This is a genomic window from Streptomyces sp. E-08 (assembly GCF_049913095.1).
Taxonomy (GTDB): domain Bacteria; phylum Actinomycetota; class Actinomycetes; order Streptomycetales; family Streptomycetaceae; genus Streptomyces.
In genome coordinates this window covers 1,735,037-1,750,386 of the sequence record NZ_CP183971.1, presented here as the reverse complement: position 1 = coordinate 1,750,386, position 15,350 = coordinate 1,735,037, and the positions used below count along the sequence as shown (strand labels likewise).

The following is a 15,350-nucleotide window of genomic DNA, read 5'->3' as shown; positions in this document are numbered from 1 at the left end:
AGCCAGAGCAGCCTCCACCGTGCGCCTGACTGTCCGAATGACGAATGCCCCGTGCACGACGGACCCCGCGTCGCGCACTCGACAGTGACGGAAACCCCTGTGATCACCACTTCGGGCCTGACCAAGGTCTACGAGTCGCGCGGCCGGCAGGTCACCGCTCTGGACGGTGTCGACCTCCACGTCCGCGAGGGCGAGGTGTTCGGCGTGATCGGCCAGAGCGGCGCCGGAAAGTCCTCGCTCATCCGCTGCGTCAACCTCCTGGAGCGCCCCACCTCCGGCACCGTGACCGTCGACGGAGTCGACCTCACCGCCCTCGCCGGGAAGGGCCGCCGCGCCGGGAAGGACCTGCGCCGGGCGCGCAGCAGCATCGGCATGGTCTTCCAGCACTTCAACCTGCTGTCCTCCCGCACGGTCAAGGACAACATCGAACTTCCCCTGGAGATCCTGGGCGTCCCCGGCGCCGAGCGCTCCCGCCGCGCCCTGGAACTCCTCGACCTGGTCGGCCTCGCCGACAAGGCGAAGTCCTACCCCGGTCAGCTCTCCGGCGGCCAGAAGCAGCGCGTCGGCATCGCCCGCGCCCTCGCCGGCGAGCCGAAGGTCCTGCTCTCCGACGAGGCCACCAGCGCCCTCGACCCGGAGACCACCCGCTCCATCCTCCAGCTCCTGCGCGACCTCAACCAGCAGCTCGGCCTCACCGTCCTGCTCATCACGCACGAGATGGACGTCGTCAAGACGATCTGCGACTCCGCCGCCCTGATGCAGCACGGCCGCGTCGTCGAGTCCGGCACCGTCGGCGAACTGCTCGCCACCCCCGGCTCCCAGCTGGCGGCCGAGCTGTTCCCGGTCAGCGGCGCGCCCACCGGCCCCGACCGCACCGTCGTCGACGTCACGTTCCACGGCGAGGCCGCGACCCAGCCGGTGATCTCCCAGCTCTCCCGCACGTACAACATCGACATCTCGATCCTCGGGGCGGCGATGGACACCGTGGGCGGGAAGCAGATCGGCCGGATGCGGATCGAACTGCCCGGACGGTACGAGGAGAACGTCGTCCCGGTCGGCTTCCTGCGCGAGCAGGGCCTCCAGGTCGAGATCGTGGAAGACGTCGTGGCCGTGGCGGACGCCGCGCCCGCACTGGTCAAGGAAGGTGCCAAGTGACCTGGTCGGAGATGCAGCCCCTCCTGGAGCAGGGCACCCTCGACACCCTCTACATGGTCCTGTGGGCCACCGTCGTCACCATCGCCGGCGGTCTGCCGCTCGGCATCCTCCTCGTCCTCACGGACAAGGGCGGACTGCTGCAGAACCGGCCCGTGAACAAGGTCGTCGGTGCGATCGTGAACATCGGGCGTTCGCTCCCGTTCATCATCCTGCTGATCGCCCTGATCCCCTTCACGACCTTCGTCGTCGGCACCTTCATCGGCCCGACCGCGATGATCGTGCCGCTCGCCATCGGCGCCATCCCCTTCTTCGCGCGCCTCGTCGAGACGGCGATCCGCGAGGTCGACCACGGACTCGTCGAAGCCGTCCAGGCCATGGGCGGCGGCATCCCCACCATCGTCCGCAAGGTACTGCTCCCGCAGGCCCTGCCCTCGCTGGTCTCGGGCGTCACCACCACCGTGATCGTGCTCATCGGCTACTCCGCGATGGCCGGCGCGGTCGGCGGCGAAGGCCTCGGCTCCAAGGCCGTCACCTACGGATACCAGCGCTTCGACACGACGTTCATGCTCGTCACCGTCGTCGTCCTGGTCGCCATCGTGACCGTCGTCCAGCTCATCGGCGACGGAGTCGTCCGACTCCTCGCCCGCCGGGGCCGCACCGCCTGACGGCCTCCCGGCCACCCCAAAGACTTCGTCTTCGAAGAACAGCCCGGACTTGTTGTCCAGGCGTCCACCGCTCCACCGGAAAGAGGCACTCTTCGTGCGTAAGAACATCAAGCTCACCGCCGGTATCGCCGCCACCGCAGCCCTGGCCCTCGGCCTCACCGCCTGCGGCACGTCCTCGGACCCGTCCTCCTCCAAGGACGCGGCCGGCTCCGCCGACAAGCCGCTCGTCGTCGCCGCGTCCCCGACGCCGCACGCCGACATCCTCAACTTCGTCAAGGACAACCTGGCCGAGAAGGCCGGCCTGAAGCTGGAGGTGAAGGAGTTCACGGACTACGTCCTGCCGAACACCGCCACCGACACTGGCCAGGTCGACGCCAACTTCTTCCAGCACAAGCCGTACCTCGACGACTTCAACAAGAAGAACGGCACCCACATCGTCCCGGTGGTCGACGTCCACCTGGAGCCGCTGGGCCTCTACTCCAAGAGCCTCAAGTCGGTGAAGGACATCAAGGCCGGCCAGACCATCGCCGTCCCGAACGACACCACCAACGGCGGCCGCGCCCTCCAGCTGCTCGCCGAGAACGGCCTGATCACCATCAAGCCGGGTGTCGGCACCAACGCCAAGCTCTCCGACATCACCGACAAGAAGGGCCTGGAGTTCAAGGAGCTGGAGGCCGCCACCGTGCCCCGCGCCCTGAACGACGTGGACGCCGCCGTCATCAACGGCAACTACGCCATCGAGGCCAAGCTCTCCCCGGCGAAGGACGCCCTCGTCCTGGAGAAGGCGGAGGGCAACCCGTACGCCAACTTCCTCGCCGTCAAGGCCGGCAACGAGAAGGACGCCCGCGTGCAGAAGCTCGCCAAGCTCCTCAACTCGCCCGAGGTGAAGAAGTACATCGAGGACACCTACAAGGGCTCGGTCATCCCGGCCTTCGGCGCCGCGAAGTAAGGCACGCCGCCCGAGGGACCGTCAGACCGGCTCCCCCGTACAGTCCTTGAGCAGAAGGCCCCCGCATCCCGTCCGGTGCGCGGGGCCTTCGCCATGCCCCCGCCCCGCACCCCCGCCACACCCGACCCGGCCATGCGCACCGGCGGTCGCATGCTGCATGCTGTGCGTTCACGGTCGATTCGGACGGTCCACGGCATGGAGCTGCGCATGACTACCACCTTTCCGGACATCTCCATCAACACGGACCGGTTGGTGCTGCGCGCGCTCGAGGAGGCGGACGCCCCCGCCCTCGCCGAGATGATGAACGACGAGATGGTCGCCGCCTGGACCGCGGTCCCCCAGCCGTACACCGAGGACGCCGCACACCGCTGGATCACCGAGTACGCCCCAACCGAACGCACCGCCGGCCGGGGCCTCGACCTCGCCGTCACCGAGTTCCTCACCCAGCGCCTCGTCGGCATCGTCCAGCTGACCAACACGAACTGGCGCGTCCGCTCCACCGAGATGTCGTACATCGTGGCCCCCTGGGCCCGCGGCGAGGGCTACGCCTCCGAGGCCGCGCTCGCCACCGCCCAGTGGCTCTTCGGCGACCAGAAGTTCGAACGCCTGGAACTGCGCACCGCCGCCGACAACACCGCCTCCCAGCAGGTCGCCCAGAAGATCGGCTGCATCAGCGAGGGCGTCCTGCGCAACGCCTGCATAGCCCGCACCCGCACCGAGGACGGCACCTGGGCCGAACTGCGCACCGACTTCATCGTCTGGGGCCTCCTCCCCGAGGACCTCGACGGCGTCGCCGACCAGATGGCCGAGGCCGGCTACTCCTCGTACACCGACTGGAGCTGAGCCCCCGCGACGATCCCGGGGTACGCTCGGCACGCCCCCGACCTGCGACGACACCCAGGGAGACAGACGACGATGGCCGACCGCGTCACGGTGATCGGCTGGGACGGCTCGCCCCTCACCGCGGCGGCCCGGTCCGCGCTCTCCGCCGCCACCCTCGTGGCCGGCGCCGCCCACCACCTGGCGCTGCCCGAAGTGCCGCCCGGCGCCGAACGCATCCGCCTGGGCAGCGTCGACCTCGCCGCCCGCCGCATCGCGATACACCGCGGCACCGCCGTCGTCCTCGCCGACGGCGACCCCGGCTTCTTCGGCGTCGTCCGCACCCTGCGCGCCCCCGAGCACGGCCTGGAGGTCGAGGTCGTCGCCGCCGTCTCCTCCGTCGCCGCCGCCTTCGCACGGGCCGGCATGCCGTGGGAGGACGCCCGGATCGTCGTCGCCCACCAGCGGACCCTGCGCCGCGCCGTCAACGTCTGCCGCGCCCACCCCAAGGTCGCCGTCCTCACCTCGCCGGGCGCCGGACCCGCCGAACTCGCCCTCCTCCTCGACGGCGTCCACCGCACCTTCGTCGTCTGCGAGGAACTCGGCACCGACCGCGAACAGGTCTCCGTCCTCACCTCGGACAAGGCCGCCGACCACGTCTGGCGCGACCCGAACGTCGTCCTCGTCATCGGCGGCACGGCCGGCGGAACCCCCACCGCCCCCTGGCTGATGGGCCAGGACCCGGCCGCGCGCCGGGTCCGTGGCTGGGGCCTTCCCACGGAGGAGTACGACTCCGAGGGCGAGGGTCCGGGAGCCGGCCGGGCCCGCCCCGGCGCGGGCACCGACCCCGCCCTCCGATCCGCCCAACTGGCCCGTCTCGGGCCCCGCACCGGCGACCTCGTCTGGGACATCGGCTGCGCGGGCGGCGCCTTCTCCGTCGAGGCCGCCCGCTTCGGCGCCGCCGTCATCGCCGTCGACACCGACCCGTCCGCCTGCGCCCGCACCGAACGCGCCGCCCGCCGTCACGGGGTGCCCCTCCAGACCGTCCAGGGGCGCGCCCCGCACGTCCTGGAGAGCCTGCCCGAACCCGACGTCGTGCGGATCGCGGCGGGCGGCGTCCCCGTCGTCACCGCGTGCACCGACCGGCGCCCGGAGCGCATCGTCGCCCACGCCTCCACCCGCGACGAGGCCGAGGCGATCGGCGGCGCCCTCGCCGACGGCGGCTACGCCGTCGAGAGCCTGCTCCTCCAGACCGTCGGACTCGACCCGGACGACTGGTCGGAACGCGAGCGTTCGGTCGTGTTCCTGCTGTCCGGACGCAGGGAGACCTCCCCCTAGCCTCGCTGGGGGGACCCCCACCCGTGACCCGGCCGCCGCACCGGGGCAGGGTAGGCTGGCCGATTGTTGTACCGCACCGGGACGTTCGGCAGTCTGTTCGCCAATGTCCCGAATGGGTGGCCGCTTTGCGCCACCGACGTGGTACGCGACAAGGGGGGACCGCGCGACGTGGCGCAGTCCACAGCGCACCGTGGCGAATCTCCCTGCCACGATGGCCGAGGGCCGCGACAATGTGTGGGTGTCCGCGTGTGCTTCGTGCCGCGCGGCGCGCGCGCTCGTTGTTGTCGACGGGCGCAGGTCTGAAGGAGCACAAGCGATGGGCGAGGGGTACGCATGACGGACACCGGCCAGGTCCCGGGCGAGGGGCTGCCGGAGAACGCAGGCATGGTCGAGCAGCCGGGCATCCCCGCACCGGGCGCGTACACCTTCCTGGACCCCTCCGAGCACACCGCCGAAGACGACGACATCCTCCTGATGCCGGGCGCCCAGGGCGCCTGGAGCGAGCACCCGCCGGGCTTCGTGCCCGCGCCGCCGGTCGCCGTACCGGCGCCGCACCTCGTCCCCGGCCAGGGCGTCCCGCACGCGGCCGTCCCCGAGGCGCAGGCCCCGATGGGCGACCCGCTCACCGACCCGCTGCCGGACCCGCTCACGGGCCCGCTCCCCGACGGGGTCGCGCTCGCCGACGTGCTGACCGCCCCGCAGGGCGCGCAGCTCGGCACGCCCGCGCACGGCATCCCGGTGCCCCCGCAGGAGCCGGCTCCCACCGAGCACGGCTACGAGCCGGGCATCCTCGACACCGGCGCCCACGAGGCGGCCGGCCGCGACACGGGCTCCGTCGACCTCGGCGGCGTCCGCATGCCGCCGCCCGCCACCGCCCCGACCCCGCCGCCGGCCCGGCGTCCCCTGCACATGGGCCCGCCGATGCCCGACGCGACGGGCGGCGTGGTGCTCTCCCTGGCCGACCGCGGCCCGGCCGCGGCGCCCGCCCCGGCCCCGCAGCCCGCGCCGGTCCCCGAGCCGGTCGTGGCCACGGCCCCCGCGCCGATGCCGGTGCGCAACCCCGGCCCGCCGACCACCGGCCCCGAGTACTTCGAGATCGCGCAGGACCAGCAGTTGGCCCCGCAGGGCGCCGAGCCGTGGGTCGCGCAGCCGCAGGAGCCGACCGAGCCGCAGGCACCCGCAGAAACGGTCGTCCCGCCGACGGCCCGGTTCGTCCAGGTCGAGGGCTCCGTCCCGACGACCCCGCACCTGGCCCCGGTCCCCGCGCCGGAGGCGCCGCAGGCGGCCGAGGAGCCCTCCGAGGCGCCCGCCGCCCCCGTGGAGACGGCCCCGGAGATCCCGGAGGGGGCCGCCGCCCCCGAGATCCAGGCCACGGTCCCCGCCCCGCGTGAGGCGGAGCCGGCCGCACCGGTCCAGGAAGCCGAGCCGCAGGCGCCCGAGCCCGCCGCGGAGGTCCCGGTCGAGCCCACGCCGACCATGGAGCCGGCGCAGGAGCCCGTGCCGGTCCAGGAGCCCGCGGCCGAGGTCGCCGAGACGGCACCGGAGCCCGTGGAGGCCGCAGCGGAGGAGCTCACGGAGCCCGCGCCGGCTGAGGCCCTGGTGGAGGCCCCCGCAGAGGCCCCGGTGGAGGCCCCGGCGCAGCCGCAGGCCGAGGAGCCGGTCGAGGCCCCGGTGGAGGCAGTGGCCGAGGAGATCCCGGTCGCGGCGGAGGAAGCACCGGTGGAGGCCCTCACGGAGCCGAGCCCGGAGACGGCCGCAGCCGCGGAGGCACAGACCGCCGCGGAGGCGCAGACGCCCGCGGATGCACCGGTCGCCGTGGAGGCGCCGGTCGCCGCCCACCCGGAGCCGACCCCGGAAGCCCAGGCCGCCCCGGAAGCCCAGACTTCCGACGTCCATGCCCCCGACGTACAGGCCACCGACAGCCAGGCCCCCGACAGCCCGGCCGCCGACCTCCCGGCCGCCGACACGGAGTCCCCCGAGGCCCCCGACGCCGAGAACCCCGTGCCGGCCGAGACGGTTGCCGTCGCCGAGGCTCCGGCCCCCGACACCGAGCCGGCCGCCGACGCGGCCGTCACCGAGGCACCGGCCGCCGACGCGGCCGTCGCCGAGGAGCAGGACGCCGACCCGGCTCCGGACGCCGACTCGGCTCCCGACGCCGACTCGGCGCCGGCCCCCGGCTACGCCGACGCGGAGCGCGAGGCGATCCTGCGGGTGATGCGCGAGCGCCGCGACATCCGCAACGGTTTCCGCAGCGACCCGATCCCGCACGAGGTGCTCCTGCGCGTCCTCGAAGCGGCGCACACCGCCCCGAGCGTGGGCCACTCCCAGCCCTGGGACTTCGTGGTCATCCGCTCGGCGGAGACCCGGCAGACGATGCACGAGCTGGCCCAGCGTCAGCGCGAGGCCTACGCCAAGTCGCTGCCGAAGGCCCGGGCCAAGCAGTTCAAGGAACTGAAGATCGAGGCCATCCTCGACACCCCGGTGAACATCGTCGTGACCGCCGACCCGACCCGCGGCGGCCGTCACACCCTGGGCCGCTACACGCAGCCGCAGATGGCCCCGTACTCCTCGGCTCTCGCCGTCGAGAACCTCTGGCTCGCGGCCCGCGCCGAGGGCCTCGGCGTCGGCTGGGTCAGCTTCTTCGACGAGCGCGAGATGGTCCGTACCCTCGGCCTTCCCGAGCACCTCGAAGTCGTCGCGTACCTCTGCGTGGGCTACGTCGACGAGTTCCCGGACGAGCCCGAGCTGATGCAGGCGGGCTGGTCCAAGCGCCGCCCGCTCGCGTGGGTCGTCCACGAGGAGACGTACGGCCGCCGGGCCCTGCCCGGCGAGGAGCCGCACGACCTCCTCCAGGAGACCGTCGCGAACATCCGCCCGCTGGACGCCAAGGCGCTCGGCGAGGCGTGGGAGCGGCAGAAGCGCATGACCAAGCCCGCCGGGGCGCTGGGCATGCTGGAGATCATCTCCGCGCAGCTCTCGGGTCTCTCCCGGATCTGCCCGCCCCCGATCCCCGAGCCGGCGGCCGTGGCGATCTTCGCGGGCGACCACGGCGTCCACGCCCAGGGCGTGACCCCGTGGCCGCAGGAGGTCACCGGCCAGATGGTGGCCAACTTCCTCGGCGGGGGAGCGGTCTGCAACGCCTTCGCGAACCAGGTGGGCGCCGAGGTCTGTGTCATCGACGTCGGCGTGGCGTCCGAACTCCCGGCCACGCCCGGCCTCCTGCCCCGCAAGGTCCGCCCGGGAACGGGCGACTTCACCACGGGTCTCGCCATGACCCGTGAGGAGGTGCTCGCCGCGATCGAGGTGGGCATCGAGACGGCCCGCGACCTCGTGGCAGCGGGCAACAAGGCCCTGCTCACGGGCGAGATGGGCATCGCGAACACCACCGCGTCCGCCGCGCTGATCTCGGTCTACACCGGCGTGGACCCGGCCGAGGTCACGGGCCGGGGCACGGGCATCAACGACGAGACGCACGCCCGCAAGGTGGACGTGGTCCGGCGCGCGCTCGACCTGCACAAGCCGGACCCGGCGGACCCGATCGGCGTCCTCTCGGCGATCGGCGGCCTGGAGCACGCGGCCCTGGTGGGCCTGATCCTGGGCGCGGCGTCGCTCCGTACCCCGGTGATCCTGGACGGCGTCTCCACGGGCGCGGCGGCCCTCGTCGCCCGCGCGATCGCCCCGGAGTCCCTCGCGGCGTGCATCGCGGGTCACCGCAGCGCCGAGCCGGGCCACGTGGCGGCCCTGAACAAGCTGGGCCTGCGCCCGCTGGTGGACCTGGACCTCCGCCTGGGCGAGGGCACGGGCGCGCTCCTGGCCCTCCCGCTGGTGCAGAGCGCGGCCCGCGCGATGCACGAGGTGGCCACGTTCGACTCGGCGGGAGTCACCGAGAAGTAGCACCACCGACGCGTCCCCCCACCCACGTCCGCCGTGGGTGGGGGAGATCCGTCACAGCGTGACAGGGCCTTGTCACCGATATCGTGGGGACGGGCGTCGAGCCCCCGCCCCACCAGCCGCTTCACCGCCGCAGCGGCCCCGCACATGCCACGCCCCGAGGAGCCGCTCACCCATGGCAGAGAACGCCGAGCACCCCGCCTACCCCGTCGGTCTGCGCCTCGCCGGCCGCCGTGTCGTCGTCCTCGGCGGCGGCCAGGTGGCCCAGCGCCGGCTCCCGGCCCTGATCGCAGCGGGAGCCGAGATCACCCTCGTCTCCCCCTCCGCGACCCCGTCCGTGGACGTGATGGCGGAGACGGGCGAGATCACCTGGATCAAGCGCCGGTACGAGGAGGGCGACCTCGCGGACGCCTGGTACGCGCTGGTGGCGACCACGGACCCGGCGGCGAACGCCGCGGCCTCGGCCGAGGCCGAGCGCACCAGGACCTGGTGCGTGCGAGCCGACGACGCCGAGGCGGCGACTGCCTGGACCCCGGCCACGGGCCGCGACGCCGGCGTGACGGTCGCCGTCCTCACGGGCCACGACCCCCGCCGCTCGGCCGCCGTGCGCGACGCCATCGTCGAGGGGCTCCGCGACGGTTCGATCGCCGCGCCCGCTCACCGCTCCCGCACCCCGTTCGTGGCCCTCGTGGGCGGCGGCCCGGGCGACCCGGACCTGATCACGGTCCGCGGCCGCAGGCTCCTCGCGGAGGCGGACGTCGTCATCGCGGACCGGCTCGGCCCCCGCGACCTCCTGGACGAGCTGCCGCCGCACGTCGAGGTGATCGACGCGGCGAAGATCCCGTACGGCCGTTTCATGGCCCAGGAGGCCATCAACAACGCGCTGATCGAGCACGCCAAGGCGGGCAGGTCGGTGGTCCGTCTCAAGGGCGGCGACCCGTTCGTCTTCGGCCGCGGCATGGAGGAGGCCCAGGCGCTCGCCGCCGAGGGCATCGCCTGCACGGTGGTCCCGGGCATCTCCAGCTCGATCTCGGTCCCGGGCGCGGCAGGCATCCCCGTGACGCACCGCGGGGTGGCGCACGAGTTCACGGTGGTCAGCGGCCACGTGGCCCCCGACGACCCGCGCTCGCTCGTCGACTGGGCGTCGCTCGCGAAGCTCACGGGCACGCTGGTGATCCTGATGGGCGTCGACAAGATCGGGAAGATCGCCGAGGCGCTGATCGCCCACGGCAAGAGCCCCGACACCCCCCTGGCCCTGGTCCAGGAGGGCACGACGGCGACCCAGCGCCGGGTGGACGCCACGCTGGCGACGGTCGCGGAGACCGTCAGGGCGGAGGAGGTCCGCCCGCCGGCCGTCATCGTCATCGGCGACGTGGTCGCCGAGGGCCCGGACAAGTTGACGAAGAACCAGGGAAGCGACACCCCGCGCAACCAGGGGTAGCGGAACCCCTCGCACACATTGGCACCACACCCCGGACAAGGCAGTATCACCTCGTGGCCGAACTCATCACGATCGACGACCCCGACGACCCGCGCCTGCGCGACTACACCGGCCTGACCGACGTCGAGCTCCGCCGCAGGCGCGAGCCGGCCGAGGGCCTGTTCATCGCGGAGGGCGAGAAGGTCATCCGCCGGGCCAGGCAGGCCGGGTACGAGATGCGGTCGATGTTGCTCTCCGCCAAGTGGGTGGACGTCATGCGGGACGTCATCGACGAGGTCCCGGCACCGGTGTACGCGATCCAGCCGGACCTCGCGGAACGCGTCACCGGCTACCACGTGCACCGGGGCGCGCTGGCCTCGATGCAGCGCAAGCCGCTGCCGGAGGCGGGGGAGCTGCTGGCCGGGGCCCGGCGCGTGGTGGTCATGGAGTCGGTGAACGACCACACCAACATCGGTGCGATCTTCCGCAGCGCCGCGGCCCTCGGCATGGACGCGGTCCTGCTGTCCCCGGACTGCGCGGACCCGCTGTACCGCCGCTCCGTGAAGGTCTCGATGGGCGCGGTGTTCTCGGTTCCGTACGCCCGCCTGGACACCTGGCCCCGGGGCCTGGAGGCGGTACGGGAGGCGGGCTTCAAGCTGCTCGCCCTCACCCCGGCGGAGAAGGCGACGTCGATCGACGAGGCCGCCCCGCACCGCCTGGACCGGGTGGCGCTGATGCTGGGCGCGGAGGGCGACGGCCTGTCCACGCAGGCGCTGCGCGCCGCGGACGAGTGGGTCCGCATCCCGATGGCCCACGGCGTCGACTCGCTCAACGTGGGCGCGGCGGCGGCCGTCGCGTTCTACGCGGTGGCGACGGGCCGCCCGGAGTCCTGAACCCCCTGGGGCCTGCAGGGCCTGTCGTCACCTTCCCGTCCGCCCTTCGGGCGACGACGGGAATGCGACGACAGGCCCTTAGCCCTGGAGGGCCTGAGCGGCGGCGATGCCCAGGGCCACCACCAGGGTCACCACCACGAAGACGAAGAGCCGCTGCCGCAGCAGCCGGGGGTTGGCGGGGCGGCGGCCGGTGGACGTGGAGCGCGCGCCGGGCCGGGTCCCGGGCCGGGACTGCGACGGCCGTGAGCCGCCGGTACGGGGCCCCGCCGACGGCCGGGACGAAGGCCCGGGCCCCCGCGCCGGCCCCCGCTCACCACCGCGCTCGGTGCCCCGCTCGGGTCCACGACCGGGCACGTCCCGCTCGGTGTACCGCTCGGTGGGCCGGACGGTGTTCCGCTCCTCGGCGCGCTCCCGCTGCACGGGCGGCCGGGCGGCGGGCAGCCCCTGGGCCTCGCGGGCGGCGATCTCCTTGAGCCGCATCGACAGCTGAAGGGTGCTGGGACGGTCCTCGGGGTCCTTGGCGAGGCAGGCCCTGATGAGCGGCGCGAGCGCGTCCGGAACCCCGTGCAGCTGGGGCTCCTCGTGCACGACGCGATAGAGCATGACCTCGGAACTGCCGTGCCCGAAGGGACTGTCTGACATCGCCGCGTACGCCAGGGTGGCGCCGAGCGAGAACACGTCGGTGGCGGGGGTGACGGCCGCGCCCCGCACCTGCTCGGGGGCGAGGAAGCCGGGTGAACCGACGGCGGTGCCCACGTGCGTCAGGGTGCTGGCCCCGGTGGCCCAGGCGATGCCGAAGTCGATGATGCGGGGGCCCTTGGGGGAGAGCAGGATGTTCGAGGGCTTGAGGTCCCGGTGCACGACACCGGCCTCGTGGACGGCGACGAGCCCCTCCGAGAGCGCCGCCCCGATGGAGGCGACGTCGGCGGCGCGCAGCGCGCCCTCCTCGGCGACCCGGTCGTGCAGCGAGGGCCCGGGGACGTACTGGGTGGCGAACCAGGGCCGCTCGGCCTCCAGATCGGCGGCCACGAGCCGGGCCGTGCAGCCGCCCCGGATGCGCCGGGCGGCGGACACCTCGCGGGCGAACCGCGACCGGAACTCCTGGTCCTCGGCCAGATCGGGCCGGATGACCTTGAGCGCCACCCGCTGGCCGCGCCGGTCGGACCCCAGGTACACGACGCCCATTCCGCCGGCCCCGAGCCTGCGGTGGAGCCGGAACGACCCGACGATCCGCGGATCCTCGCGCCGGAGCCGCATCATCGCCATGTCCGTCCCCTCGTCCGTTCGACGTGGCACAGCTTACGTAGTGGCGCCCGTACGCGCTCATAGGCCGCGCCCTCGCACCGGGATCGATTGTCAGTACTGAGGGGGACGGCGGGGGCCGGAGGACCCGAGGGTCACTCCCAACCCCTGTTCGAGGAAACCCACTTGACGCGTGCGACCGGATCCGTCCGGACGGCCCGGAGGGTGGGTCCCGGAGGCGGCGGGCCCCTCCGCGGGCAGGGCGCCGGAGGAAGTGAGCGAAGTCACACGGAGGCACCCCTTCCGGCGCCCCTCGGGGCGACCCCTCCGGGAAGACCCCGGCTTCCGGACCCCCGTCTCCACCCAGGGGAGTACGCCGCACGGGCGGGCGTCATCCTCCGGGAGGCCCGGAAGTCGATACGCGGGCATGACGCCCCGGCGCTCCCCGCTCCCTAGTGTTGAGGTCAAGCGGCGGGTGCAGCACTCGTCCCCCGAGGTCACGCACCCGCCGCGCCGGACACGACAGGAGAGGAACCATGGCCTACACGGCACACCGGACGACCCCCCGGCCTTCGAGCCGCCGTCACCCCCTGGTGGCCACCGCCATGGTCCTCCCTCTCGCGGCCCTGCTCGTGGTCGTCTTCGGCGGCTGGGAAGCGGTGGTCACACAGGCGTCGTCCGTGGGCGTGATGCTGGGGCGCTGAGAGGCGCCCCGGACCCGGGAGAGCGGCCCGGGTCGGGACATCCGGCCATCAACCCCGTGGGGACGGGGGTGCGACGGACGGCAGCGTGGGGCCGGTCAGCTGGGGAGCTGACCGGCCCTCGCGCATTCCCGGGGCCCGTCCCGGCGGCCCGGACACCCCGTACGCTCCGGGGGTGGACCCAGCACCCCTGACACCCCCCGCCCCGCCCCCCGCGCTCCACGGTCTGACGGCCCTGGCCCACGCGGCAGCGCACCCCGCCGAGGACCCCTGCCGCTGCGCGGGCGAGCTCGTCGGCGTGCTGGCGGACCGGGACGACGGGACCGTCGTACGGCACGGGGACCTGGTCGTGAAGGCGCACGCGCCCGGCACGGACCCGGAGGCCCACCGCGTACGGCTCGCGCTGGCCGCGCACCGGGACGTCGCCGGAGTCCTCCTGCCGCCCCTCCCGCCGCCCCGGTCCTCACCCGAGGCGCTCGACGGCCGCCCGGTCACGGTGTGGCCGTACGGCCCGCCCGTCGACCCGGCGGACCCCGACGCCGCACCGTGGGAGGAGGCGGCGCGACTCCTCGCCCTGCTGCACCGCACCCCGCCCCCGCCCGGCCACCGCGACCGGCTGCCGGACATGCGGGCCCCGCTGAAGGTGGCCCTGGCCGTGGACCGGATGCGGCGTACGGCTCCGGACCACCCGGCGACGGCCACGGTCCTGGACGCCTGGCGGACGGTCCCGGAAGACTCCGCGAGGGACCACCGGTTCCTCTGCCACGGAGACTTCCACCTCGGCCAGCTGGTCCGCGCCCCCCGCGCCGGGGCCCGCGCGCCCTGGCGGCTCATCGACGTCGACGACCTCGGCCTGGGCGACCCCGCCTGGGACCTGGCCCGGCCCGCCGCCTGGTTCGCCGCCGGGATCCTGCCGCCCGAGATCTGGTCGCGGTTCCTCGGCGCGTACCAGGACGCCGGCGGTCCCGCCGTGGACACCGATCCGTGGGGCCGACTCGACGTGCCCGCGCGGGCCCTGACGGTCCAGACCGCCGCGCTGGCCCTCGCCAAGTCCACGGCCGGGGCGCGCCCGCTCGACGAGGTCGAGGAAGTGATGATCGACACCTGCGCCCGCATCGCCGGACACCGAACCGGGTAGGCCCTTCCGGCGTCCACATAAGGTGAAGCCACCATTCGAACGGCAATGTCAGGGAGTTGAGCCGAGCATGCAGTGTCCCAAGTGCCATGCGGCCATGCACACGTACAACCGCAACGGCGTCCAGATCGAGCAGTGCAGCGGTTGCCGGGGCATATTCCTGGACTACGGCGAGCTGGAGGCCCTGACCCGCCTGGAGTCCCAGTGGGTCCAGCAGGCCCCGCCCGCCCCGCCGGCCTACCCGGCGCAGGCCGCTCCCGCCGCTCCCGCGTGGGGCGCCCCGCACCAGGGCGGCCACCACGGCGGTCACCACGGTGGCCACTACCGCAAGGGCGGCTTCGGGCGGATGCTCTTCTCCTCCTGACCTTCCGTACCCCGGTCGCGGCCGGGGTACGAACCGGGGCACGAAGAAGCCCCCGGTCGCGAGAGGCGACCGGGGGCTTCCTTGTGGTGCGCGATACTGGGATTGAACCAGTGACCTCTTCCGTGTCAGGGAAGCGCTCTCCCGCTGAGCTAATCGCGCGGGTACACCCGAGGGGTGCTCGTACTGTGTGCGCGATACTGGGATTGAACCAGTGACCTCTTCCGTGTCAGGGAAGCGCTCTCCCGCTGAGCTAATCGCGCGGGCGCACCCGAAGGGCGCGTGAAGTGTGGTGCGCGATACTGGGATTGAACCAGTGACCTCTTCCGTGTCAGGGAAGCGCTCTCCCGCTGAGCTAATCGCGCGGGGGATCCGGAGATCCGGGATCCGAAGATCCAGTGGACGATACTGGGATTGAACCAGTGACCTCTTCCGTGTCAGGGAAGCGCTCTCCCGCTGAGCTAATCGTCCTTGGAGGTGGAGACGGGATTTGAACCCGTGTAGACGGCTTTGCAGGCCGTTGCCTCGCCTCTCGGCCACTCCACCAGGAGTGAATACGGGGGTTCGGGAAGATCCCCCACATCGAGCGGACGACGAGACTCGAACTCGCGACATCCACCTTGGCAAGGTGGTGCTCTACCAACTGAGCTACGTCCGCTTGTCGTTTCCGTTCCGCTTGCGCGTCCCGGCGACGTGTTGAACTCTAGCGGATTCCTGGGCCAGTACAAAAACGCGTTTCCGCAGCGTGCTGACCTGCACGCCCTTCCGGGTGCCCTGCCGG

The 15,350-nt window shown here is 73.3% G+C and carries 12 protein-coding genes and 6 tRNA genes; 11 read left to right on the top strand and 7 right to left on the bottom strand.

Annotation, left to right across the window (positions count from 1 at the left end):
- Window positions 1-99 precede the first annotated feature (99 nt).
- The 8 genes from ACN9MM_RS07985 to ACN9MM_RS07950 all read left to right on the top strand — a co-directional run bounded on the left by ACN9MM_RS07985 (window position 100) and on the right by ACN9MM_RS07950 (window position 11,130).
- Entirely contained in the window at window positions 100-1,155 is a 1,056-nt protein-coding gene (locus ACN9MM_RS07985) for a methionine ABC transporter ATP-binding protein (RefSeq protein WP_426362966.1), read from the top strand.
- Window positions 1,152-1,820, top strand: a complete 669-nt coding sequence (locus ACN9MM_RS07980) for a methionine ABC transporter permease (protein ID WP_426362965.1) — start codon at window positions 1,152-1,154, stop codon at window positions 1,818-1,820. Before ACN9MM_RS07985 ends, ACN9MM_RS07980 begins: the two co-directional genes overlap by 4 nt.
- Window positions 1,821-1,914: 94 nt before the next feature.
- Window positions 1,915-2,769, top strand: a complete 855-nt coding sequence (locus ACN9MM_RS07975; RefSeq protein ID WP_426362964.1) for a MetQ/NlpA family ABC transporter substrate-binding protein — start codon at window positions 1,915-1,917, stop codon at window positions 2,767-2,769.
- Window positions 2,770-2,976: 207 nt separating this feature from the next.
- A complete protein-coding gene (locus ACN9MM_RS07970) occupies window positions 2,977-3,612 on the top strand; it encodes a GNAT family N-acetyltransferase (RefSeq protein ID WP_426362963.1) in 636 nt (211 codons plus the stop codon).
- Window positions 3,613-3,684: 72 nt separating this feature from the next.
- Window positions 3,685-4,926, top strand: coding sequence for a precorrin-6y C5,15-methyltransferase (decarboxylating) subunit CbiE (gene cbiE / locus ACN9MM_RS07965; RefSeq protein ID WP_426362962.1), 1,242 nt, complete (start codon window positions 3,685-3,687; stop codon window positions 4,924-4,926).
- 333 nt (window positions 4,927-5,259) lie between these two features.
- A complete protein-coding gene (gene cobT, locus ACN9MM_RS07960) occupies window positions 5,260-8,820 on the top strand; it encodes a nicotinate-nucleotide--dimethylbenzimidazole phosphoribosyltransferase (protein WP_426362961.1) in 3,561 nt (1,186 codons plus the stop codon).
- A gap of 172 nt (window positions 8,821-8,992) precedes the next feature.
- Window positions 8,993-10,258, top strand: a complete 1,266-nt coding sequence (gene cobA / locus ACN9MM_RS07955) for a uroporphyrinogen-III C-methyltransferase (RefSeq protein WP_426362960.1) — start codon at window positions 8,993-8,995, stop codon at window positions 10,256-10,258.
- 53 nt (window positions 10,259-10,311) lie between these two features.
- Window positions 10,312-11,130, top strand: coding sequence for a TrmH family RNA methyltransferase (locus ACN9MM_RS07950; protein WP_382866997.1), 819 nt, complete (start codon window positions 10,312-10,314; stop codon window positions 11,128-11,130).
- Window positions 11,131-11,208: 78 nt separating this feature from the next.
- Here the strand turns inward: ACN9MM_RS07950 and ACN9MM_RS07945 are convergent, their stop codons facing one another.
- The gene (locus tag ACN9MM_RS07945) at window positions 11,209-12,396 is read right to left on the bottom strand and encodes a serine/threonine-protein kinase (RefSeq protein ID WP_426362959.1); all 1,188 of its coding nucleotides are present in this window, start codon (window positions 12,394-12,396) and stop codon (window positions 11,209-11,211) included.
- A 512-nt stretch (window positions 12,397-12,908) separates the two neighbouring features.
- Here ACN9MM_RS07945 and ACN9MM_RS07940 point away from each other — a divergent pair.
- The 3 genes from ACN9MM_RS07940 to ACN9MM_RS07930 all read left to right on the top strand — a co-directional run bounded on the left by ACN9MM_RS07940 (window position 12,909) and on the right by ACN9MM_RS07930 (window position 14,572).
- Window positions 12,909-13,076 (top strand): hypothetical protein, encoded by a 168-nt coding sequence (locus ACN9MM_RS07940; protein ID WP_369143204.1) that lies wholly within the window; start codon window positions 12,909-12,911, stop codon window positions 13,074-13,076.
- 172 nt (window positions 13,077-13,248) lie between these two features.
- Window positions 13,249-14,211 carry a phosphotransferase family protein gene (locus tag ACN9MM_RS07935; protein WP_426362958.1) on the top strand — a complete coding sequence of 321 codons (963 nt, stop codon included), beginning with the start codon at window positions 13,249-13,251 and terminating at the stop codon, window positions 14,209-14,211.
- A 67-nt stretch (window positions 14,212-14,278) separates the two neighbouring features.
- A complete protein-coding gene (locus ACN9MM_RS07930) occupies window positions 14,279-14,572 on the top strand; it encodes a zf-TFIIB domain-containing protein (protein ID WP_382866987.1) in 294 nt (97 codons plus the stop codon).
- A gap of 84 nt (window positions 14,573-14,656) precedes the next feature.
- On the opposite strand, the gene ACN9MM_RS07925 is transcribed toward ACN9MM_RS07930, so the two are convergent.
- The 6 genes from ACN9MM_RS07925 to ACN9MM_RS07900 form a co-directional block, all read right to left on the bottom strand.
- Window positions 14,657-14,731: transfer RNA gene (locus ACN9MM_RS07925), tRNA-Val, on the bottom strand.
- A gap of 29 nt (window positions 14,732-14,760) precedes the next feature.
- A tRNA-Val gene (locus tag ACN9MM_RS07920) sits at window positions 14,761-14,832 on the bottom strand.
- A 27-nt stretch (window positions 14,833-14,859) separates the two neighbouring features.
- Window positions 14,860-14,934, bottom strand: a tRNA-Val gene (locus tag ACN9MM_RS07915).
- 34 nt (window positions 14,935-14,968) lie between these two features.
- A tRNA-Val gene (locus ACN9MM_RS07910) sits at window positions 14,969-15,040 on the bottom strand.
- 1 nt (window position 15,041) lies between these two features.
- Window positions 15,042-15,115: transfer RNA gene (locus tag ACN9MM_RS07905), tRNA-Cys, on the bottom strand.
- A gap of 39 nt (window positions 15,116-15,154) precedes the next feature.
- Window positions 15,155-15,227 (bottom strand) — tRNA-Gly (locus tag ACN9MM_RS07900).
- Between the last annotated feature and the right edge of the window lie 123 nt (window positions 15,228-15,350).